Source organism: uncultured Bradyrhizobium sp. (genome assembly GCF_936943645.1).
Classification (GTDB): domain Bacteria; phylum Pseudomonadota; class Alphaproteobacteria; order Rhizobiales; family Xanthobacteraceae; genus Bradyrhizobium.
In genome coordinates this window covers 190,848-210,885 of record NZ_CAKZJO010000053.1, presented here as the reverse complement: position 1 = coordinate 210,885, position 20,038 = coordinate 190,848, and the positions used below count along the sequence as shown (strand labels likewise).

Here is a 20,038-nt window from a genome sequence, read left to right as displayed (position 1 = left end):
CAATGCCGCGAGCGTATATCGGCGTCGACGTGGGGACCACGAGCGCGCGGGCAGGGGTGTTTGATGAGGCCGGAACCCTGCTTGCGACCGCGCGGCATCCGATCCGGATCTGGCACGAGCCCGGTGACATCGTCGAGCAGTCCTCGCAGGACATCTGGGACGCATGCGTCAGATCGGTACGCGCAGCGGTGGCGGAAGCCGCGATCGCGCCCGACAGCGTCGGCGGCATCGGGTTCGATGCCACCTGCTCCCTCGTGGTGCTCGACCGGCAGGGCGAGCCGCTCACGGTCAGTACATCCGGCGACAGCCAGCGCAATGTCATCGTCTGGATGGATCACCGCGCTGTCGCCGAGGCGCGGCTGATCAACGAGACCGAGGACGCTGTGCTGCGCTATGTCGGCGGCTCGATCTCGCCCGAGATGGAGATGCCGAAGCTGCTATGGCTCAAGCGGCACCTGCGCGCGAGCTTCGACGCGGCCGGCCACTTCTTCGATCTGGCGGATTACCTGACCTGGCGCGCGACCGGATCGCTGCAGCGCTCGACCTGCACCGTCACCTGCAAATGGAACTATCTCGCTCATGACGGCGGCGGGTGGAGCACGCAATTCTTCAAGCGCATCGGTCTGTCTGACTTCGTCAACGAGACATACGCCCGCATCGGCACCGAGATCGTCGCCCCGGGTACGCGGCTCGGCGCCGGTCTCACCCACGCGGCCGCGGCTGAGCTCGGCCTGTCGCCGGGTCTCCCAGTCGGCGCCTCGCTGATCGACGCTCATGCCGGCGGCATCGGAGCGATCGGCGGGCGCGACGGCGCGGGCGGGGCGAGCGATGTCTGCGACCGGCTCGCCTACATCATGGGAACGTCGGCCTGCATCATGGCGACGACGAAGGAACCGTGCTTCGTTCCGGGCGTGTGGGGGCCCTATTACTCCGGCATGGTCCCGGACTTCTGGCTCAACGAGGGTGGCCAATCCGCGGCAGGTGCAGCGATCGACCATCTCCTGAAGTCGCATCCGGGCTTTGCCGAGGCGAACGCGGCGGCGCGGATCGAGAGCGTCGATCTCATCGAGTTCCTCGAGCGCCGCATCATCGCGCGCGCAGGCAGCGCCAGCCGTGCCGCACTGCTCGCCCGCGACGTCCATGTCCTGCCGGAGTTCATCGGCAATCGCTCGCCTTACGCCGATCCGGATACCCGCGCGGTGATCGCGGGTCTCGATCTCGACACCGATATCGCCTCGATGGAGCGGCTGTTTCTTGCCGGCCTGTGCGGGCTCGCCTATGGGCTTGCCGAGGTGATCGAGGCCTTTGCCGCGCATGGCGTGCGCTCCAGCCTCATGATCATGGGAGGCGGAGCGAGCCGCAGCCCGCTGGTCCGGCAGATCATGGCGGATACGACGGGCCTCACCGTCGCGCTGCCACAGACGAAAGAACCGGTGCTGCTGGGCGCCGCCATGCTCGGGGCGGTGGCCGGCGGCGCCTATGCTTCGATCGGCGAGACCATGGCCAAGATGTCGGTGCTGGGACGGAAAAGCGAGCCGACGGCGCCGGATATGGCCGTGTTTCACACGCGCAAGCGTGAGGTCTACAAGCTGCTGCGCGAGGTCGATGGCCGCAGCCGTGCGGCGATGGGCGACACCGCGAGAGGTTGAAAACGAATGCTGATATCCTGCGGCGATGCGCTGATCGATTTCGTTCCGACGCGAAACGCTGACGGACGCGAGGCCGTGATGCCCGCGGTCGGCGGCTCCTGCCTCAATGTTGCGATCGGCATGGCGCGGCTCGGCGCGCCGACCGGCTTCGTCGGCGGCATCTCGACCGATCTGTTCGGACGGATGATCGTCGATCATGCCGCAGATTCCAACGTCAACCTCGATCTCGCTACCCGCAGCGACTATCAGACCACGCTCGCCTTCGTCCGCATCGTCGCGGGCGAGTCGCACTACGCGTTCTACGATGCCGAGACCGCGACGCGGAACTGGACCTATCGGCGCGGGACGATTCCGTTCGCCGACATCGAGGCGGTTCATGTTGGCTCGACCACGCTGGTCAACGATCAGGGCGCGACCGAGACGAAGGCGCTGATCGGGGACGCGCGCGCGGCCTCGACGATCTCCTTCGATCCGAATTGCCGCCCCAACCTCGTCAAGGACAAGCCGGCTTACCTGGCGCGCATGACCGAGTTCGCAGGCTGCGCCGACCTCATCAAGATGTCGGATGTCGACTTTGCCTATCTCTTCGGCGACGAGCCGTATCCGCAGCGCGCCAGCAAGCTGCTGGGGCAGGGCACCAGTCTCGTCGTCATCACCCGCGGCAGCAATGGTGCCGTGGCGTGGCACGCGGGGGCCGGGCAGGTCGAGGTCGCCGCGCCCAAAGTCGAGGTCGCTGACACCATCGGCGCAGGCGACAGCTTTCAGGCGGCGCTGCTGTTTGTCCTGCACAAGCAGCAGCGTCTTGCGCGCGAGCGGCTCAAGGGCATCGGTGCCGACGAGCTCCGCCGCGCACTGTCCTTTGCCGCCAATTGCGCCGGTCTGACCTGCACACGCCCGGGCGCCGATCCGCCGTGGAGCCACGAAATCAATTGGGGTTGGTAGCCCGGCGCCACCTCACATCCGCGCTACGGCCTTTTCGGCGCATTTGAGGAAAGTCCCGATCAGCGGGCTGTGGGAATCCCGTCGCCAGCAAACCGCGATGTCGAGGGAGTCGGTGGCGTCGCGCAGCGGCCTGAACACGATGCCGCGCGGCGCCCCGAGCCGCGCGCAGGCTGGCAGGATGGCGAGGCCTTCGCCCGCCAGCACCAGGCTCATGGCCGAATGCACGGTCTCCACGCGGCTCATGATCGGCATCACGACCTGATGCCGGCGCAGCAGAGCCGCGACTGCGGAGGAGGCGGGATCCTGCTCCGGCGGCGGCAACGCGATCAGCGGGCGGCCCTGCAACCGCGCCATCGGCACGGCGGCGAGGCGCGCGAGCGGCGAGCGGATCGGCATCGCCAGCATGAACGGCTGCGCGCCGATCCGCGCCACCTGGATCTCGGGATGGTTGATGGCCGGCATGCACAGTGCAACCGTGACGCTGCGGTCGAGCAACCGGGCCTCGCGCGTCGAGGCGCTGAGCTCGGCGAACTCCAGGTCGACGCCGGGCACCGAGCGGCGCAGCTCGGGAATGAGCCGCGGCAGCATCGCGTTTGCCAGCACGAACATGTAGCCGACCGAGAGCCGCCCGCGCTTGCCGGCGGCGACCGCGCGCGCGGCTTCGACGCCGTCGGCGGCCAGAGCCATCGCCTCGCTCGCGCGCGCCAGCAGAGCCTGGCCCGCCTCGGTCAGGTCCATGCCGCGGGTGCCCCGGTGGAACAGCGGCGCGCCGATCTCGGCCTCGAGCTTGCGGATCTGAACGGAGAGCGGAGGCTGAGCCATCCGCAGCCGCTCGGCGGCCTTGCCGAGGCTGCGCGCTTCGGCCACGGCGACGAAATAGCGGAGCCGGCGAAGATCCATTGGCATACCGAAAACGTATGGGTTGGCGACCAAAATCGTATTGGACGGCGAGTTAACAAAACTGTCATTCTCGCTGTCAATGTCTTCGGGCCAACGGCGGCCCGCTTCGGAGCGTGATGTGACGATGAACGGCGATCCCTGTCTGTTGTCTGCAGCTGAGCTGCGTGGCCTCATTGCGGCAAAGCGCATTTCGCCCGTCGAGATCGTCCGCGCCGTGCTCGGCCGCGCCGAGGCTCTCCAAAGCAAGCTGAACTGTTTCATCACGCTCTGCGGCGAGGAAGCAATGGCACAGGCCCGTGCCGCCGAGCGCAAGATGATGGCGGGCGAGGAACTCGGCCTGCTCCACGGCATCCCCGTCACCGTCAAGGACATCGTCAACACCAAGGGCGTCAGGACCACGTTCGGTGCCGTTCCTTACAAGGACAATGTCCCGAACGAGGACGCCGTTGCGGTGGCGCGGCTGCGAGCTGCGGGCGCGATCCTGATCGGCAAGACCACCACGCCGGAATTCGGCAGCAAGTGCCTGACGGATTCGCCGCTGTTCGGCCGCACCCGCAATGCCTGGGACGCCTGCCGCTCCTCCGGCGGCTCCAGCGGCGGCGCGGCCGTGGCGGTGGCAAGCGGCATCGCGCCCCTGGCGATCGCAACCGACGGCGGCGGCTCGACGCGGATTCCCGCCGCCTGCAACGGCGTGGTCGGCCTCAAGCAGAGCAACGGCGTGATCCCGCACAGCCAGGCGCTGGATGTGTTCGGCAACCAGACCTATGTCACGCCGACGACCCGCACTGTCGTCGACACCGCGCTGATGATGCAGGCGATGTCGGGGGAGGATGCCTGCGATCCCTGGTCGATCGGCGTGCCCGCGCCTGATTTCATTGCAACCCCGTGCGGCGACCTGCGCGGGCTGAGGATCCTGTATTGCCTGACACCGCCGGGCCGCCCGGTGTCAGCGGAGGTCGCCGCCAGTTTTAGGGCGAGCCTCGACCGTTTGGCCGGGCTCGGCGCCGAGCTCGAGGAATTCTCCGGCGAGGGGTTCGACATCGAGCCGATCTGGCGTGCCATCAATCATACCGTCTGGCGCACCCGCTTTGCGAAGCTCGCGGCCGAGCACAAGGACGAGCTGAGCGAGGCCTTCCTCAGGCAGCTCGCGCTCGCGACCGAAGTGAGTGGCGTCGATTACCAGGAAGCGATGTTCGCGCGCACGGCGCTGTTTCGCCGGGTGCAATCTTTGCTTGCGCGCGGGCACGTCCTGGCGATGCCGACGCTGACACGCACCGCGTTGCCGATCAGCCAGGACCTGTTCGGCAGTATCGAGATCGACGGACAGCATTTCGACAGCGTCCGGCCGCACTGGTTCCCCTGGACCATGCCGTTCAACATGACCGGCCATCCCGCAATCAGCCTTCCCTCGGGCTTTGCCCGCGACGGCCTGCCGATCGGGCTTCAGTTGGTCGGCCGCTTCCGCGCTGACGCGGAATTGCTGCGCGTCAGCGCGCTGTTCGAGGCCTCCGCGGACCTTCTGTCCCGCTGGCCGGAATGACGACATGCCCCCGCAGCAAAGAGCTTGCATCGGTCGTCGGGACATGTTGATCGTGCCGCGGATGAGCTTTGAGCCCGGGCGCGCATGAGCGTATTTGTTCTCCGACGATTGGTGACCTTGCTGGCGACGCTGGTCGGCGCATCGCTGATCATTTTCCTGGTGCTGGACGCTCTTCCGGGCAATGCTGCGCAGATGCTGATGGGCGCCGATGCCTCGCCGGACGCGGTGCGCGCGCTCACCGTCAAGCTCGGGCTCGACCAGCCGCTGGCGGTTCGTTACCTGCAATGGATCAAGGGCCTGCTCATCGGCGATCTCGGCAACTCCTACGTCTACGGCACGCCCGTCGTCGGCCTCATTGCCGAGCGGCTGGCACTGACCGTTCCGCTCGCGATCATGGCCATGACTGTTACGGTGACGCTGGCGCTCTCGGCCGGTATCTACACCGCCGCCAACCACAACAAGCTTGGCGATGTCGGCGTGATGTCGCTGACGCAAATCGGCATCGCGCTGCCGAACTTCTGGTTCGCGATCCTGCTGGTGCTGCTGTTCGCGGTGCGGCTGCAATGGCTCTCCGCGGGCGGCTTTGCCGGCTGGGAGGACGGCGTCTGGCTCGGCGTGAAGTCGCTGCTGCTCCCCGCCATCTCGCTCGCGGTGGTGCAGGCGGCGATCCTCGCGCGCGTCACGCGCTCGGCGGTTCTGGAAGTCTTGCGCGAAGACTTCGTCCGCACCGCCCGCGCGAAGGGGCTCGGCAGGCGCGAGGTGCTGTGGAGCCATGTGCTGCGCAATGCCATGATCCCCGTGATGACCGTGATGGGGCTGCAATTCGCCAATCTGCTCGCCGGCACCATCGTGATCGAGAACGTGTTCTATTTGCCGGGCCTCGGCCGGCTGATCTTCCAGTCGATCGCCAATCGCGACCTGATCGTCGTGCGCAATTGCGTGATGCTGCTCGCGGCCATGGTCGTCATCGTCAACTTCGTGGTCGACGTGCTCTATGCCTTCATCGATCCTCGCATCAAGGTCCACGATCTGTGAGCGCGCCCCTCACCACGCCGGTTGAATTGGCTTTGGCAACGCGCCGTGTGCCGGCCCGCACGTTCTGGGGGCGCGCGCTGCGTCATCGCAGCTTCGTGCTCGGCGGCACGCTGAGCTTCCTGGTGCTCGCTTCAGCCCTGCTGTCGCTGGTCTGGACGCCCTGGTCACCTTACGAGATCGATATCGCCTCAAAACTGCGGCCGCCGTCGGCGGCGCATTGGCTCGGTACCGATTCCTTCGGCCGTGACATCGTCTCGCTGCTGCTCGCCGGCGCTCGTTCCACCATCATGGTCGGTGTCATCGCCGTCAGCATCGGTCTCACCTTCGGCGTTACGCTCGGCCTGATCGCCTCCGCCCGGCGCGGCTGGACCGAAGAGATCATCATGCGCTTCTCCGACTTCACCTTCGCCTTTCCAGCCGTGCTCTCGGCGATCATGCTCGCCGCTGTCGTCGGGCCCGGCATGGTCACCTCGATCGTCGCGATCGGCATCTTCCAGATCCCGACGCTGACGCGCCTCACGCGCGGCTCGGCCAATGCGATCTGGGCGCGCGAATTCGTGCTGGCGGCGCGCGCGGCAGGCAAGGGCGCCTTCCGCATCACCATCGAGCACGTGCTGCCAAATATCCTGTCGATCCTGATCGTGCAGGTCACGATCCAGTTCGCGCTCGCCATCCTCGCCGAAGCGGCCTTATCCTATCTCGGCCTCGGCACGCAGCCGCCGCAGCCATCCTGGGGACGGATGCTGAACGATGCGCAAACGCTGCTGTTCCAGTCGCCGATGCTCGCGGTTTATCCGGGTGCCGCGATTGCGATCGCGGTGCTCGGCCTCAACCTGCTTGGTGACGGACTGCGCGATCTGCTCGATCCCAGGCTGGCGCGGGAGCGATGACGATGGCTGAGCGCTCCGACACGCCGCTGATCGCTGTCGACAATCTCGGGGTCCGCCTCAACACCAGCCGCGGGCCTGCGCAGGCCGTGCGCAGCGTCAACTTTGCCTTGAAGCGCGGCGAGACGCTGGGGCTGGTCGGCGAGTCCGGTTGTGGCAAGTCGGTCACCGCGCTGTCGCTGATGGGGCTGCTGCCTGACAGCGCCGTCGTCTCCGGCAGCATCAAGCTGGACGGGACCGAGCTCGCGCGCTTGCCCGATGCGGATTATTGCCGCCTGCGCGGCAACCGCATCAGCATGATCTTCCAGGAGCCGATGACCGCGCTCAACCCGATGCACACGATCGGCGACCAGGTCGCCGAGCCGCTGCGGCGGCACAAGAAGCATTCGGCGGCGCAGGCGCGGAGAGAAGCAATCGCTTTGCTCGACCGCGTCGGGCTGCCGGACCCGGCGCGACGGGTGGATGCCTATCCGCATCAGTTCTCCGGCGGCCAGCGCCAGCGCATCACCATCGCGATGGCGCTGGCCTGCGAGCCGGATCTGCTGATCGCGGACGAGCCGACCACCGCGCTCGACGTCACCATCCAGGGTCAGATCCTCGACCTGATCGCCGACCTCGTCGAGGAACGCGGCATGTCGATGATCCTGATCTCGCACGATCTCGGCGTCATCGCCGAGAACGTGCAGCGCATGATGGTGATGTATGGCGGCACTGTCGTCGAGAGCGGCCCGACCGACGAGGTGTTCCGCCGCATGGGCCATCCCTACACGCAAGGCCTGTTCCGCGCCCGGCCGAAGCTCGGCGCGCGCAAGGGCACGCGACTGAAGACGATCGCAGGCACCGTGCCGGAGCTGGCCGATCTGCCGTCCGGTTGCACCTTCTCCGAGCGCTGCCCGCTTGCGATCGATGCGTGCCGCGCCGCACTTCCGCCGATGGTCGACGTCGGACCCGGGCACTTCGTGCGCTGCATCAGGACCGACGTCTCCATGGCTGCGAACGTCGGAGCATTGTCCGCATGAGCGCCGCGCCTCTTCTCGACGTCAGGGATCTCGAGCAACGTTACGCGCTGCCGCGCGAAAGCCTGTTCCGTCCGCCCGGTCAGGTGCGTGCGCTCAACGGCGTCAGCGTGCAGGTCCGGGCCGGCAAGAGCCTCGGCATCGTCGGCGAGTCCGGCTCGGGCAAGTCGACCTTCGCGCGGGTCGTGATGGCGCTGGAGCGGCCGACCTCGGGGCAGGTCCAGCTGCTCGGCCGCGATCTCAATCGCATCTCCGCCGACGAGCTGCGGCGCGCCCGCCGTGATTTCCAGATGGTGTTCCAGGATCCTTATGGCTCGCTCGATCCGCGCCAAACCATTGCGCGCATTGTCGCCGAGCCGCTGACCGTGCTGGAAGATGCCGACCGCGCCACCTTCCGCGACCGCGTCGCCGCGGTGCTGCGCCAGGTCGGCTTGCGCGAAGCGGATATGGAGAAGTATCCGCACGAATTTTCGGGCGGTCAGCGCCAGCGCATCGCGATCGCGCGGGCGCTGATCACGCAACCAAAACTGATCGTTGCCGACGAGCCGGTCTCGGCGCTCGACGTCTCCGTGCAGGCGCAGGTGCTGAACCTGATGCAGGACCTTCAGGAGCAGTTCGGCCTCAGCTACATCCTGATCAGCCACGACCTCGCCGTGGTCGACTATCTCTGCGACGAGGTCGCGGTGATGTATCTTGGCCGCATTGTCGAGCAGGGGCGCCCCGAAGACCTGTTCGAGCGTTGCGCGCATCCCTACACGCGGGCCTTGCTGGAGGCGGTCCCCCGGGCGCGGGCCGGAGGCAGCCGGCGGCGGCGCGGGGGCCAGGCGATCGCCTCGCAATCGGCCGCCACGGCCGGATGCCCCTATGTGGCACGCTGCCCGCTCGCCGAGCAGCATTGCCGCGAGGCCCTGCCTGCGTTACGCAGGGTCGGCGAAGGGCACCTTGCCGCCTGCCACAGGGCGGAGGCCGTGATGGCGTTGCCGCAGGCCGCCATGGAAGGTTAGTGTCCTAGCCGGATTGGCGTTAAGCTCGAGAACAGAACAGGCCGGGGAGTTACGCATGTTGAGGAAATTGTCGATCGTCGCCTTTGCCGCCGCCCTCGTCGCGGCGCCGCTGCCGGTGCTGGCGCAGAGCAAGAAGGACAGCGTCGTCATGGGGATGACGCTGGAGCCGCCGGGGCTTGATCCCACCAATGCCGCCGCCGCCGCGATCGCCGAGGTCACGCTCTACAACATCTACGAGACGCTGACCAAGATCAACGAGGACGGCTCGGTCGCGCCGCTGCTGGCGGAGAGCTGGACTGCGTCGTCCGATCTGAAGACCTACACGTTCAAGCTCCGCAAGGGCGTCAAATTCCACAATGGCGAGCCGTTCAACTCGGCGGCCGTGAAGTTCTCGTTCGAGCGCAACGCGGCGGCGACCAGCACCAACAAGGACAAGAGCCTGTTCCAGTCCTTCGAGAAGGTCGAGACGCCTGACGCCGACACCGTCGTGATCTCCGTGAAATATTCCGAGCCGAACCTGCCGTTCTTGCTCGGACAGGCGAGCGGCTCGATCGTCGAGCCCAAGAGCGCGGCGACCAACGTGACGCAACCGGTCGGGACCGGGCCCTATCAGCTCGGCGCCTGGGCCAAGGGCTCTTCGATCACCCTGAACAAATGGGCCGACTATCGCAACGCCTCGGCGATCAAGCTCTCGAAGGTGACGATCCGCTTCATTTCCGATCCGGCCGCCCAGGCTGCGGCGCTGCTCTCGAACGACGTCGACGCGTTTCCGCGCATCGCGACCCGTGTCGTTGCGCAATTCAAGGCTGACCCGCGCTTCACGGTGCTGATTGGCGGCTCAAGGGCCAAGACCATCGTTGCGATCAACCACCGCAAGAAGCCGCTCAACGACGTCCGCGTTCGCCGCGCCATCCTCGCTGCGATCGACCGCAAGGCCTTGATCGACGGCGCCGTCGAGGGCTTCGGTACGCCGATCGGCAGTTTCTACACGCCGGGATCGCTCGGCTATGTCGACACGACCGGCGTCAATCCTTTCGATCCCGAGAAGGCCAAGAAGCTGCTTGCTGAAGCCGGCGTCACCGCGCCGGTGGAGCTGTCGCTGAAGCTGCCGCCGCCGCCCTATGCGCGGCAGGGCGGCGAGATCGTCGCGGCCCAACTTGCCAAGGTCGGCATCACCGCCAAGATCGAGAACGTCGAATGGGCGCAGTGGCTGTCGCAGGTGTTCGCACCCAACGGTCCGCATAATTTCGACCTCACCATCGTCAGCCATGTCGAGCCGTTCGATCTCGTCAAGATCACCGAGCCGGACTACTATCTCGGTTACAACAACGAGGCCTTCAACGCGCTCTACAAGCAGATCGTGTCGACGCCGGACGAAGCCGCCCGCGCAAGACTGCTCGGCGACGCCCAGCGCATGCTGGCCACGGACGCCGTCTCCGCCTATCTGTTCCAGCCGCAATGGCCCACCGTCATCAACAAGAAGCTGAAGGGCGTCTGGAAGGAAGTTCCGCAGTTCGAGAACGATTTCTCGACCTGGTCCTGGGAGTAGGGAACGCCCGATCACGTCGAGCGCGTTGGTTCAGTCCTGGCCTCTCCCTATCGGGGGAGGCCAATCGTTTGGCAGGTCCAAAACAAAAAACTGAAAAACAACCCCATGCACAGTAGCCGGGTGCAGTCATTTCAATGGCTTGCGCGTAGCGCTATTCATGGTCGAAGCGTTGCGCCGGCACCTTGATCCGTCGGGCAAAACACCGGCAATCCATCCCGATCGCGGCCTTGGCGACTCGCGCGCGTGGAGCGCAAAAGCGCAGCCCGTAGTTCCATGCGCAAACTATTTCCTGAATTCCCGCAAATCTCCGCCATCTACCAAAGGTAGACCTGCTCCCGGTGAAGCGTGGTCAACAACGCGTCTTGCAAAAAATGAGAATTCTGCAGGCGTCAGGCCCGCTTCCGACAATGAAATGGGAGTTACGCCATGCAGCATCTGCCGAACGACAGCTACGACGTCACGCTTGACCAATTTGGCCAAATCGCGACCGTCTACGGAGACCCCGGCTTTCCGGCATCCACCGATGTCGTTGGCGGCAACGACACCGTGACGGCCACCGTCGCCGCGCTCAACGCAAAACTCACGATCTTCGGCGACGACAACACGATGTTGCTCGGTCATTCCCAGGGCGGCAACGACACGCTGATCGCCGACGTCGACGGTGGCTGGGACACGGTTGTTCTGATCGGCGATACTCAATCGATGATCGATGACGCCAAGGGCGGCAACGACACCATCGTCGCGGATGCAGGCCGCGTCGTCTACACGACGATCTCGGCCTTCGGGGATGCCGCGGGCGACATGTCGGGCAATGCGCAGGGCGGCCATGACGACATGACCGGCTCGATCGCGTGGCGCGGCGGCGCCAACCTGTTCGCAGGCGATGCCGGCGGTTCCATGATGGACACCTCGCACGGCGGCAACGATACACTTGATGTCAGCGTGCTCACAATCGACGGCGGGGCGACCGTCAGCGGAGACGCTATCGGTTCCCTGAGAGGGCTCGCGCAGGGCGGCAACGACACCCTGACCATAACCTTGAACGGTGACAGCGCCATCTCGGGGGGAACCCTGTTCGGGGATTCAGCGACATCCCTGATGGATTTCGCCCGGGGCGGCGACGATGTTCTCACCGCCAAGCTCGACGGCCAGCACACGGATGCTGTCGCGCAAATGTACGGCGATGCGCCGACGATGACGGGCAATTCCCATGGTGGCAACGACGTCCTCAATGGCGGCGTGGGCCGCGATTTCATGTATGGCGATGCGGGAAGCTATGAACCGGCCTCACCGGGCTCGATCACCGGCGGTGCCGATACGCTGAACGGCGGAGCCGGCGACGACCGGATGTGGGGCGGAGGAAACAGCGACTTGTTCGTCTTCAACGCCGGCTCCGGTAACGACACGATCGTCGACTTCGATCAGGGCAACAAGGCGGTGGGAAGCACCACGGCGGAACAAGATCTGATCGACGTGCAGAACTACGGCTTTGCGGACTGGACGGCGCTGTCGAAACTGATCAGCGACAACACCGCCGGCGATGCCGTGATCCACCTCTCAGCCAACGATTCGATCACGCTGGACGGGGTTCACGCGGCGAACCTCCACCAGACCGACTTCATCATCTGAGGACATTGAATCGAAAGCGGCGATGCCGCTCCGTGGCACGCGGGGCGACGTCGGGATGGCAGTGAAACGACGACGAGTTCCCGTCGCGCGGCGCTGCCAATCCCCACCGCGACCAAACTCTGTCCCGGATTCCAGCAAACCCCTGCCATCGACCAGAACTAGAGTCGTCTCCGTGAAGCGTGGTCAACGACGCGTCTTGCAAGAAATTCTGCAGGCGTCAGGCCCGCGTCCGACAATGAAATGGGAGTTACGCCATGCAGCATCTGCCGAACGACACCATCGACGTCCTGCTCGACCAGTTTGGCCAAATCGAAACCCTCAACGGCGATCCGAACTTTCCGACCAGCACGGACGCCTGGGGCGGCAACGACACCGTGACCGCGACCATCACTCAGCCCGAAGCAGAGGTCACGATCTTCGGCGAGGACAACACGACATTGCATGGCCAGTCCCACGGCGGCAACGACACGCTCACGGTCAATTTCAATTACGGCTGGAACGATGCCCTCGTCGTTGGCGATAGCCAGGCGATGACCGACGACGCCAGGGGCGGCAATGACACGATCAGTGTCTTGGCCGACTCGATGTACACCAACGTGCATGCCTTCGGCGACGTTGCCGGTGACATGTCGGGCAATTCGCATGGCGGCAGCGACATCATCACCGGCGCGGTGGGCTGGCGAGATTACCAGGATGTGTTCGCCGGAGACGCCGGCGGCTCCATGAGCGGCACGGCGCAGGGCGGCAATGACACGCTCGCCATCACTGTGGACACCCTGCAGGGCTTTGCGACAGCTAGCGGCGATGCCGTCGGCTCCATCGGAGGCGATGCGCATGGCGGTAACGACAACATCACCTTCACCTTCGGTACCGACGTCGTCATGACCGGCGGATTTGGCTACGGAGATTCGGTGACCTCGCTGACCGACAATGCCAAAGGAGGAGATGACATTCTCACGCTCGAATTCGATGGTATCGACACCGTCCAGTTTGCGCACCCGGAGCTCTACGGCGATGCGCGGACCATGTCCGGCAATGCCCAGGGTGGTAACGATATTCTCACCGGCGGGGGAACCAACGATTACCTCTATGGCGATGCCGCGAACTATGAGCCCGCAACGCCGGGCTCGATCACCGGCGGCAGGGATGTTCTTAACGGCGGAACCGGTAATGACCAGCTCTCCGGTGGAGGAAACAGCGACATCTTCGTCTTCAACACCGGCTCCGGCAATGACCTCATCGCCGACTTCGATCAGGGCAACAAGGCGGTCGGCAGCGCGGTGACCGAGCACGATCTGATCAATGTGCACGATTACGGGTTTGCAGACTGGGCGGCGCTGTCGAGCCTGATCAGCGACAACGACGCGGGCGACGCCGTGATTCATCTGTCGGCGAACGATTCCATCACGCTCGACGGCGTCCAGACGGCAAGCCTGCACGCGACCGACTTCCTCATCTGAACGCGCTGCTCGGAGGGCAAGGAAGGCGGCGGCGCGCCGTTCGGAAACGATGCGCCGTCGTTTGATCATGCTGCCCTGGCCTCGACATTGGCGATCCAGCCGCGGGCGAGCGTCACATCGGCCTGCGACAATTGATGGCCCGCGGGCAGCACCCTGTGGGTCACGCTTGCACCGGCCTGCGTCAGCCGCGCCGCGAGACGCTCCGAATTGCCGGCCGGCACGATCGGATCGGCCTGTCCGGACAGCAGCAGGACCGGCTTGCCTGCAAGATCGGCCGTTGGCGGATCCGACAGCGGCACCATGGCGCGTAGCAGGATCGCACCGGCAAGCACATCCGGCTTCAGCAGCAACAGCGCCGCGGCAATGTTGGCGCCGTTGGAGAAGCCGACCGCAACCGGCGCGGCGAGGCCGTACTGCTTTCGCGCCTCCACCACGAACTCGCTGAGCTCGCGCGCGCGCCGGCGCACGTCGTCCTCGTCGAACACGCCTTCGGCGAGGCGACGGAAGAAGCGCGGCATGCCGTGCTCGAGCACGCGGCCGCGCGGCGAGAGCAGGGCGGCGCCGGGCGAGATCATCTTGCCGAGCCCGAGCAGGTCGTTCTCGTCGCCGCCGGTGCCGTGCAGCAGCAGCAGCGGAGGGGAGCCCGCGCTGGTCGCGGGCTCGAAACGATGGATGAAGCTAGTCTCGGTCATGACGCGGTCTCTTCCAGCTTCGGCAGAACGTCCTCGATCTGCTGGCGGTGCTGCTCGAGGAAGCCAGGCAGCTTGAGGTCGCGTCCCAGGGTCGCGACGGGCTCGTCGACGGCGAAGCCGGGGATGTCGGTCGCGATCTCGAACAGCACGCCGCCGGGCTCGCGGAAATAGATCGAGCGGAAGTAATTGCGGTCCCGCTGCTCGGTCGGATGCAGGCCGTGATTGCTCACCAGCTTCTGTGCCATCCGGCCCTGCTCGGCGTCATCGGCTGCGCGGAAGGCGATGTGATGCACAGAGCCGCCGCCCTGATGCCCGCGCAGAAAACCCTTGGCCTCGTAAATGTCGACGACGCTGCCCTCGGCATCCCCGGGCGCCTTGAAGCGGATCACAGAACCTTCGCGCCCCGTTTCCTTGAAGCCGAACACGTCGGTGAGGACGGCGGCGGTCTTCGCCGCACTGTCGAGCAGCAGCGTCACGCCGTGGAAGCCGCGGATCGCGTGCTCGGCCGGGACATCGCCATTGCTCCAGCCGGGCTCGTTCTCGGCGCCGGGAATGCCGACCAGCGCGAGCGCCATGCCGTCAGGATCGGTGAACGGCAGCACGGACTCGCCAAAACGTTTCTCGAGCGCCTCGTAGGCAATGCCTTTCTCGATGAAGCGCTGGGTCCAGTAGCCGAGCGAGCGCTGCGGCACGCGGAAGGCGGTCTGATGGGTTTCGCCGACGCCGCGGCGCCCGGCCGACACGCCGGCCCAGGGGAAGAAGGTCAGGATGGTGCCGGGGCGGCCGGTCTCGTCGCCATAGTAGAAGTGGTAGGTGCCGGGATCGTCGAAATTGACCGTCTTCTTGACGAAGCGCAGGCCGAGATCCCGGGTGTAGAAGCCGAAATTACGGATGGGGTCGCCGGCGATCGCGGTCACGTGGTGCAGTCCAGACATTGTCGTCCTCCAAACTCGGGGAGCCTCTTGCTCTGGCCGGAAATATTGTTCCGCTTTGGATTGGAGACAATCCATGTAAATATGACGGCTATGTCTACGATTTGGAAACAATCGCCGGAAGCCGCCATTGGATAAGCTCGGCAGCCTCCGCGCCTTCGTGAAGGTGGTCGAAAGCGGCAGCTTTGCCGAAGCGGGCCGGCAGCTCAGGCTCTCGCGCTCGGCGATCAGCAAATACATCGCCGACCTCGAGCAGAGCCTCGGCGTCCAGTTGCTGAACCGGACCACGCGGCATGCCAGCCCCACCGAGAACGGCCAGCGCTATTTCGAACGCGCGCTCGTCATTCTTTCGGAGGTCGAGGCCGCCGACCAGGCGGTAACGCAAGCGCAGTCGGCGCCGCGGGGCCTGCTCCGCGTCAACGCGCCAATGTCGTTCGGCACGATGCGGCTCGGGCCGATGCTCGCCGACTTCATGGCGCGATATCCGGAGCTCCAGCTCCAGATCGTGCTCAGCGACGATCTGCTCGATCCCGTGCAGGACGGCTTTGATGTGACGCTGCGGATTGCGGAATTGGAATCGTCGAGCCTGATCGCGCGAAAGATCATGCCGGTGGCGCGCATGATCTGCGCCTCGCCGGATTACCTCGCGCGTCGCGGCACGCCAGAGCACCCGCAGGATCTGCGCGAGCATGCCGCGCTGACTTATGGATTCCTGCTGACAGGCAATCAGTGGAAGCTGACGGGCGCGGACGGCGACCATTGGATCCAGCCGGCGTGGTCGCTCTGCGTCAACAATGCCGAGGTGCTGCGCGACGTCGCGATCAAGGGCAGGGGGCTCGCGCTGCTGCCGGAGTTCATTGCCGGTGAGGCGTTGAAGAAGGGCGACCTGCGAACGGTGCTGGACGACTATGCCGCGCCGCCGCTCGCACTGTACGCGGTCTATCCGCCGACGCGGCATCTGTCCGTGAAGGTGCGGCTGTTGATCGATTTCCTGGTGGAGCGGTTCGGGCGGGAGGAGGAGGGCTTGCGCAAACCGGTGGCCGCTAGCTGACCGAGCGCTCCTCGGTCGGCCCAAGCAACTTATCCAGCGAGCCCATCGAGGCCTTCTGAAGCGCGGAGAGCTCGTGCGCGGCACTCTGGCATTCGGAGGCCGACAGCGCGAGTGCAGTCTCCTCGACCTCGCGGCAGCGCTCGAACAGGCGGACGAGGCCGAGCGTGGCGGCGGCGCTACCAAGCTGATGCGTGAACCGCGCGAGCTGCTTGCGATCGCCGGTCGCCGCGGCCCTGGTGATGTCCGCGATCAGCTTGTCGCTGGTTTCCTGCAGCAGATGATGCAGCTTTGCGATCTGTGTCGGACCCAGCAACTCCTTCTGGTCGTCGAGGAAATGCCGGTCGATCAAGGCGCCCGCGGCGAGTCGGGCTGTGGCCGGCGCGTCCGGGGTGTCCTCGATCGCCTCGCGGAGGGCGTTGATCAGGATTGGCTTGCTGACGACCTTGGCGATGCCGGCTCCGGCGAGCCGCTCGCGCGCGCTGCGCGACACATCGGCGGTCACGGCAATGATGCGCGGCATGCTTGACAGGCCGAGCTTGCCGATCCGCGATGCCGCCTCCACGCCGTCCATGTCCGGCATGTGCAGATCCATCAGGATGATGTCGAACGACTGGCCGCGGGCAAGCTCTATGGCCGACGCGCCGTTTCTTGCGACGGTGGGGAGATGGCCGAGCCGTTTCAAAATCGCCTCGCCGACCTCGCAATTGACGGGATCGTCGTCGACCAGAAGCACGCGAAGCTGCCGCGACGGCGGCGGCACCGTGCCTTGCGCGATGCCGCTCGCGGCCCGGCTTAACGGCACTTCGAGGGCGAAGGTGCTGCCCGCGCCCGGCGTGCTCTCGACCGTCAGCTCGCCGCGCATCAGGCGGCTGAGGCGGCGTGCGATGGCGAGGCCGAGACCGGTGCCGCCGAACCGTCGTGCAATGCTGTCGTCCGCCTGGACGAAGTCCTCGAAGATCCGCTCGTGCATGTCGGGGGCGATCCCGATGCCGGTGTCGCGAACGGTGATGCGCAGCAAGATATGATCGTCGTGCGGCTCGGCCGCCGCGTTCACGGCGATCCCGCCCGATGGCGTGAACTTGATGGCGTTGCCGATCAGATTGAGCAGGATGCGGTTGAGCCTGACGGGATCGCCATGCACGATGGTGCCCACCGAGGCGTCGCAGGCGAGGTCGAAGGTCAGTCCCTTGCCGAAGGCCTGCGGACGCATCAGGTCGGCGGCCGTCTCGATCAGCTGGTCGAGCCGGAAATTGCGCGGCTCCAGCGTTTCGGTGCTGGCTTCGAGGCGGGCATATTCCAGCACGGCATCGACCAGCGCGATCAGCGTTTCGCCTGACGCCGCAGCGGTGGCGTGGTGGCGCCGCTGCGCATCACTGAGGCTACCGTCGTCGAGCAGTTGCAGCATGCCCATGACGCCGTTCAGCGGCGTGCGCAGCTCGTGGCTGATGACGGCGAGGAAGCGCGATTTGGTCTCATTGGCCGCCACCGCCGCGCTGCGCGCCCGCTCGGCGGCATCGTGCTCGGCAAGCGCGTGGTCGCGCGCCTTCTCCAGCTCGGAGGTGCGCTCGATCACCTTGCGCTCGAGCGTCGCGTAGGAGTCGCGCAGGTGAGCGGCCATGCGGTTGAACTGGTCGCCAAGCGCTTCCAGCTCGTCGCCGGTCCTGATCGCGAGCCGCAGGCCGAGATCGCCGCTGCCGATCCGCCGTGCGCCCTGGGTCAGCAGCTGGATCGGCCCCGTCATGCGCCGGCTGAGAAAGAGAGAGACCAGCACCGCGCCGATCAGCAGGACGACGAGCAGGAAGGTCGAACGGCCGATCGATGCATAGATCGGCGCATAGGCTTCGCTGAGCGGCAGCTCGACGAACACCAGCCAGCCGAGCGAGGGCACCGTCGCATAGGTCGAGAGCACGCGTTGACCGGTCAGATCCTCCTTGACCAGCCCCCCTGAGGGCGGCCCCACGCCATCGAGCGCGGAGCGGACGTCCGGATGGCTGGAGAGATCGCTGCGCTGCAAGGCGCGCCACAAATCGGGATGTGCGATCAAGACTCCCATGCGATCGACGACGTAGGCCTTGCCGGTGTTGCCGACCCTGATGCCGGCAACGAGGTCCCAGATGAAACGCAGATTGACCTCGGCGACGATCACGTTCGGATTGCGGCCGACGCCGCGCGTGGCGAGCGTCATGAACGGCTCGGTATCGGCGAAGAAGTACACCGGTCCGTAAAATGCGCGGCTGTCATTGGCTCCGCGAAAGGCGGGCGAGGCGGAAAGGTCGGTCTTGCTGCCGACCTTGTCTGCGACCCGGCGGGACACGCGCAGCAGCTCCAGACCTTGCGAGTCCAACTCGGCGATTTCCGCAATGGCCGGCGAGAGGCGCAACAGACGGATGGCGTTCAGGCGCTTGTCTTCGTTGGTCGACAGCTCCGGCGGCAGGCGCGCGAGCCATCTGATCTGGCTCTCGATCTGGCCGACGAACTGGCCGATCTGAATCGCGGCGGACGCTGCCTGCTCGCGCTGGGTTGCCGCCAGCAGCTGTTTCTGTTCGCGATAGGAGAACCAGACGTCGAAGCCCGTGTTGATGGCGAGCGCAGCAAAGACGAGGGCGACGATCGAGTAGAGATATTTGCGGAACAGCCGGCCGGGAGGCGTGCGCAGCGGTCCCTGGTCGGCCGTCTCGTTCACTCGCGGATCTCGTCGGCCCGCGCGAGCAGCGTGAAGGGAATCGTCAATCCCAGCGTACGGGCGACCGTGCGGTTGATCAGCAGCTCGTATTTCCGCGGTGACTGCACCGGGAGGTCTCCGGCCTTGGTGCCGCGCAGGATGAGATCGACATAGTCGGCCGAGCGCACCTCCAGCGTCGGCCCGTAGCTCATCAATCCGCCGGCATCCATGAAATAATGGAACGGATAGATCGTGGGCACGCGATATTTGTCCGCCGCCGCAACGACCGCCTGCCGGTTGACGACGAGGAAGCTGTCGACCAGCGCGATCATCGCCGCCTTCGGCGATTCGGAGAAGCGCCTGACGGCGTCGTCGATCTCCGCCGGCGCGTTGACCGGGGCGGGGACTGCGGACACTCCGGACTCCATCGCCTCCTGCTCGATCGAGTCGAGGAAGAAGCGCCCGCCGCGAGGGGTGGTCGCGGGGTTGAAGAGGATGCCGACGCGGGCGATGTCAGGCACGGCTTCCCGGATCAGCTGCAGCCATTTGCCGCCCATCTCGGCCGTGCTGCTGGTGAAGCCGGTGACGTTGCCGCCGGGATGCGCAAGGCTTTCGACGAAGCCGTTGCCCACGGGATCGTTGGCGGTCGCGAACACGATGGGAATGGTCTTCGTTGCGGCAAGGACAGCTGCAGTCTCAATCGTCGATCCCGTCAGGATCACATCCGGATTGAGCGCCAGCAACTCCTGGATCGCCGCCTTCATCCGGTCTGGTGGGCCGAAGCTCGAACGGAGCTCGAGGCGGAAATTGACGCCTTCGACCCAGCCGCGCTGTCTCAGGCCGGCGATGAGGCCGCCAAGGCGCGAGGTCGGACTGTCGATCATGCTCCGCCTTGTCAGTTCGTCGTCGAGCCGCAATGCGGTCAACGATGCCACGATCCGCACGCGATCCGACGTTGCGCCGAGCGTGATCCATGCTGCGGCGGTTGCTCCCGCAAGGCGAATGAAGCCGCGGCGATCGACCGCGAAAGCGGAACGCCGTTCGGTCATGGAATTCTTTGCATATGGCTTGCCCCAGTTTGTTGCTTAGC

Annotated in this window: 16 protein-coding genes; 11 read left to right on the top strand and 5 right to left on the bottom strand. The window is 65.8% G+C overall.

Annotated elements, in window-relative coordinates:
- Positions 1-2 precede the first annotated feature (2 nt).
- Together Q0743_RS12885 and Q0743_RS12880 are read left to right on the top strand one after the other, a co-directional pair.
- Positions 3-1,649: an FGGY-family carbohydrate kinase gene (locus Q0743_RS12885; protein ID WP_298241898.1), complete on the top strand. Its 1,647-nt coding sequence runs from the start codon at positions 3-5 to the stop codon at positions 1,647-1,649.
- Between the two features lie 6 nt (positions 1,650-1,655).
- On the top strand, positions 1,656-2,591 hold the full coding sequence (locus Q0743_RS12880; RefSeq protein ID WP_298241897.1) for a carbohydrate kinase: 936 nt from the start codon (positions 1,656-1,658) through the stop codon (positions 2,589-2,591).
- A 12-nt stretch (positions 2,592-2,603) separates the two neighbouring features.
- Here the strand turns inward: Q0743_RS12880 and Q0743_RS12875 are convergent, their stop codons facing one another.
- Complete coding sequence (locus Q0743_RS12875; RefSeq protein ID WP_367184889.1) at positions 2,604-3,491, bottom strand: LysR family transcriptional regulator; 888 nt, start codon at positions 3,489-3,491, stop codon at positions 2,604-2,606.
- 124 nt (positions 3,492-3,615) lie between these two features.
- Here Q0743_RS12875 and Q0743_RS12870 point away from each other — a divergent pair, with 124 nt between their 5' ends.
- The 8 genes from Q0743_RS12870 to Q0743_RS12835 all read left to right on the top strand — a co-directional run bounded on the left by Q0743_RS12870 (position 3,616) and on the right by Q0743_RS12835 (position 13,611).
- The gene (locus Q0743_RS12870) at positions 3,616-5,031 is read left to right on the top strand and encodes an amidase (RefSeq protein WP_298241896.1); all 1,416 of its coding nucleotides are present in this window, start codon (positions 3,616-3,618) and stop codon (positions 5,029-5,031) included.
- An 84-nt stretch (positions 5,032-5,115) separates the two neighbouring features.
- A complete protein-coding gene (locus Q0743_RS12865; protein ID WP_298241895.1) occupies positions 5,116-6,066 on the top strand; it encodes an ABC transporter permease in 951 nt (316 codons plus the stop codon).
- Positions 6,063-6,956 carry an ABC transporter permease gene (locus Q0743_RS12860; RefSeq protein WP_298241894.1) on the top strand — a complete coding sequence of 298 codons (894 nt, stop codon included), beginning with the start codon at positions 6,063-6,065 and terminating at the stop codon, positions 6,954-6,956. The genes Q0743_RS12865 and Q0743_RS12860 overlap by 4 nt, the downstream gene beginning before the upstream one ends.
- A gap of 2 nt (positions 6,957-6,958) precedes the next feature.
- Entirely contained in the window at positions 6,959-7,972 is a 1,014-nt protein-coding gene (locus Q0743_RS12855; RefSeq protein WP_298241893.1) for an ABC transporter ATP-binding protein, read from the top strand.
- Positions 7,969-8,973, top strand: coding sequence for an ABC transporter ATP-binding protein (locus Q0743_RS12850; RefSeq protein WP_298241892.1), 1,005 nt, complete (start codon positions 7,969-7,971; stop codon positions 8,971-8,973). Before Q0743_RS12855 ends, Q0743_RS12850 begins: the two co-directional genes overlap by 4 nt.
- A gap of 55 nt (positions 8,974-9,028) precedes the next feature.
- The gene (locus Q0743_RS12845) at positions 9,029-10,522 is read left to right on the top strand and encodes an ABC transporter substrate-binding protein (protein WP_298241891.1); all 1,494 of its coding nucleotides are present in this window, start codon (positions 9,029-9,031) and stop codon (positions 10,520-10,522) included.
- A gap of 426 nt (positions 10,523-10,948) precedes the next feature.
- The gene (locus Q0743_RS12840) at positions 10,949-12,151 is read left to right on the top strand and encodes a hypothetical protein (protein ID WP_298241890.1); all 1,203 of its coding nucleotides are present in this window, start codon (positions 10,949-10,951) and stop codon (positions 12,149-12,151) included.
- A gap of 254 nt (positions 12,152-12,405) precedes the next feature.
- On the top strand, positions 12,406-13,611 hold the full coding sequence (locus Q0743_RS12835; RefSeq protein ID WP_298241889.1) for a hypothetical protein: 1,206 nt from the start codon (positions 12,406-12,408) through the stop codon (positions 13,609-13,611).
- Between the two features lie 65 nt (positions 13,612-13,676).
- Here the strand turns inward: Q0743_RS12835 and Q0743_RS12830 are convergent, their stop codons facing one another.
- Together Q0743_RS12830 and Q0743_RS12825 are read right to left on the bottom strand one after the other, a co-directional pair.
- Positions 13,677-14,303 (bottom strand): alpha/beta hydrolase, encoded by a 627-nt coding sequence (locus Q0743_RS12830; protein WP_298241888.1) that lies wholly within the window; start codon positions 14,301-14,303, stop codon positions 13,677-13,679.
- Positions 14,300-15,238 (bottom strand): ring-cleaving dioxygenase, encoded by a 939-nt coding sequence (locus tag Q0743_RS12825; protein WP_298241887.1) that lies wholly within the window; start codon positions 15,236-15,238, stop codon positions 14,300-14,302. The genes Q0743_RS12830 and Q0743_RS12825 overlap by 4 nt, the downstream gene beginning before the upstream one ends.
- Before the next feature lie 127 nt (positions 15,239-15,365).
- Here Q0743_RS12825 and Q0743_RS12820 point away from each other — a divergent pair, with 127 nt between their 5' ends.
- Positions 15,366-16,286, top strand: coding sequence for a LysR family transcriptional regulator (locus tag Q0743_RS12820; RefSeq protein WP_298241886.1), 921 nt, complete (start codon positions 15,366-15,368; stop codon positions 16,284-16,286).
- On the opposite strand, the gene Q0743_RS12815 is transcribed toward Q0743_RS12820, so the two are convergent.
- Both Q0743_RS12815 and Q0743_RS12810 read right to left on the bottom strand, forming a co-directional pair.
- On the bottom strand, positions 16,279-18,969 hold the full coding sequence (locus tag Q0743_RS12815) for a hybrid sensor histidine kinase/response regulator (RefSeq protein ID WP_298241885.1): 2,691 nt from the start codon (positions 18,967-18,969) through the stop codon (positions 16,279-16,281). The genes Q0743_RS12820 and Q0743_RS12815 overlap by 8 nt on opposite strands.
- The gene (locus Q0743_RS12810; RefSeq protein WP_298241884.1) at positions 18,966-19,997 is read right to left on the bottom strand and encodes an ABC transporter substrate-binding protein; all 1,032 of its coding nucleotides are present in this window, start codon (positions 19,995-19,997) and stop codon (positions 18,966-18,968) included. Before Q0743_RS12810 ends, Q0743_RS12815 begins: the two co-directional genes overlap by 4 nt.
- Between the last annotated feature and the right edge of the window lie 41 nt (positions 19,998-20,038).

Coding starts and splice junctions, on each gene's coding strand:
- Q0743_RS12855 (WP_298241893.1), top strand. CDS start 6,959: ATGGCTGAGCGCTCCGACACGCCGCTGATCGCTGTCGACAATCTCGGG.
- Q0743_RS12850 (WP_298241892.1), top strand. CDS start 7,969: ATGAGCGCCGCGCCTCTTCTCGACGTCAGGGATCTCGAGCAACGTTAC.
- Q0743_RS12875 (WP_367184889.1), bottom strand. CDS start 3,491: ATGGATCTTCGCCGGCTCCGCTATTTCGTCGCCGTGGCCGAAGCGCGC.
- Q0743_RS12810 (WP_298241884.1), bottom strand. CDS start 19,997: ATGACCGAACGGCGTTCCGCTTTCGCGGTCGATCGCCGCGGCTTCATT.
- Q0743_RS12885 (WP_298241898.1), top strand. CDS start 3: ATGCCGCGAGCGTATATCGGCGTCGACGTGGGGACCACGAGCGCGCGG.
- Q0743_RS12870 (WP_298241896.1), top strand. CDS start 3,616: ATGAACGGCGATCCCTGTCTGTTGTCTGCAGCTGAGCTGCGTGGCCTC.
- Q0743_RS12865 (WP_298241895.1), top strand. CDS start 5,116: ATGAGCGTATTTGTTCTCCGACGATTGGTGACCTTGCTGGCGACGCTG.
- Q0743_RS12845 (WP_298241891.1), top strand. CDS start 9,029: ATGTTGAGGAAATTGTCGATCGTCGCCTTTGCCGCCGCCCTCGTCGCG.
- Q0743_RS12880 (WP_298241897.1), top strand. CDS start 1,656: ATGCTGATATCCTGCGGCGATGCGCTGATCGATTTCGTTCCGACGCGA.
- Q0743_RS12830 (WP_298241888.1), bottom strand. CDS start 14,303: ATGACCGAGACTAGCTTCATCCATCGTTTCGAGCCCGCGACCAGCGCG.
- Q0743_RS12835 (WP_298241889.1), top strand. CDS start 12,406: ATGCAGCATCTGCCGAACGACACCATCGACGTCCTGCTCGACCAGTTT.
- Q0743_RS12840 (WP_298241890.1), top strand. CDS start 10,949: ATGCAGCATCTGCCGAACGACAGCTACGACGTCACGCTTGACCAATTT.
- Q0743_RS12825 (WP_298241887.1), bottom strand. CDS start 15,238: ATGTCTGGACTGCACCACGTGACCGCGATCGCCGGCGACCCCATCCGT.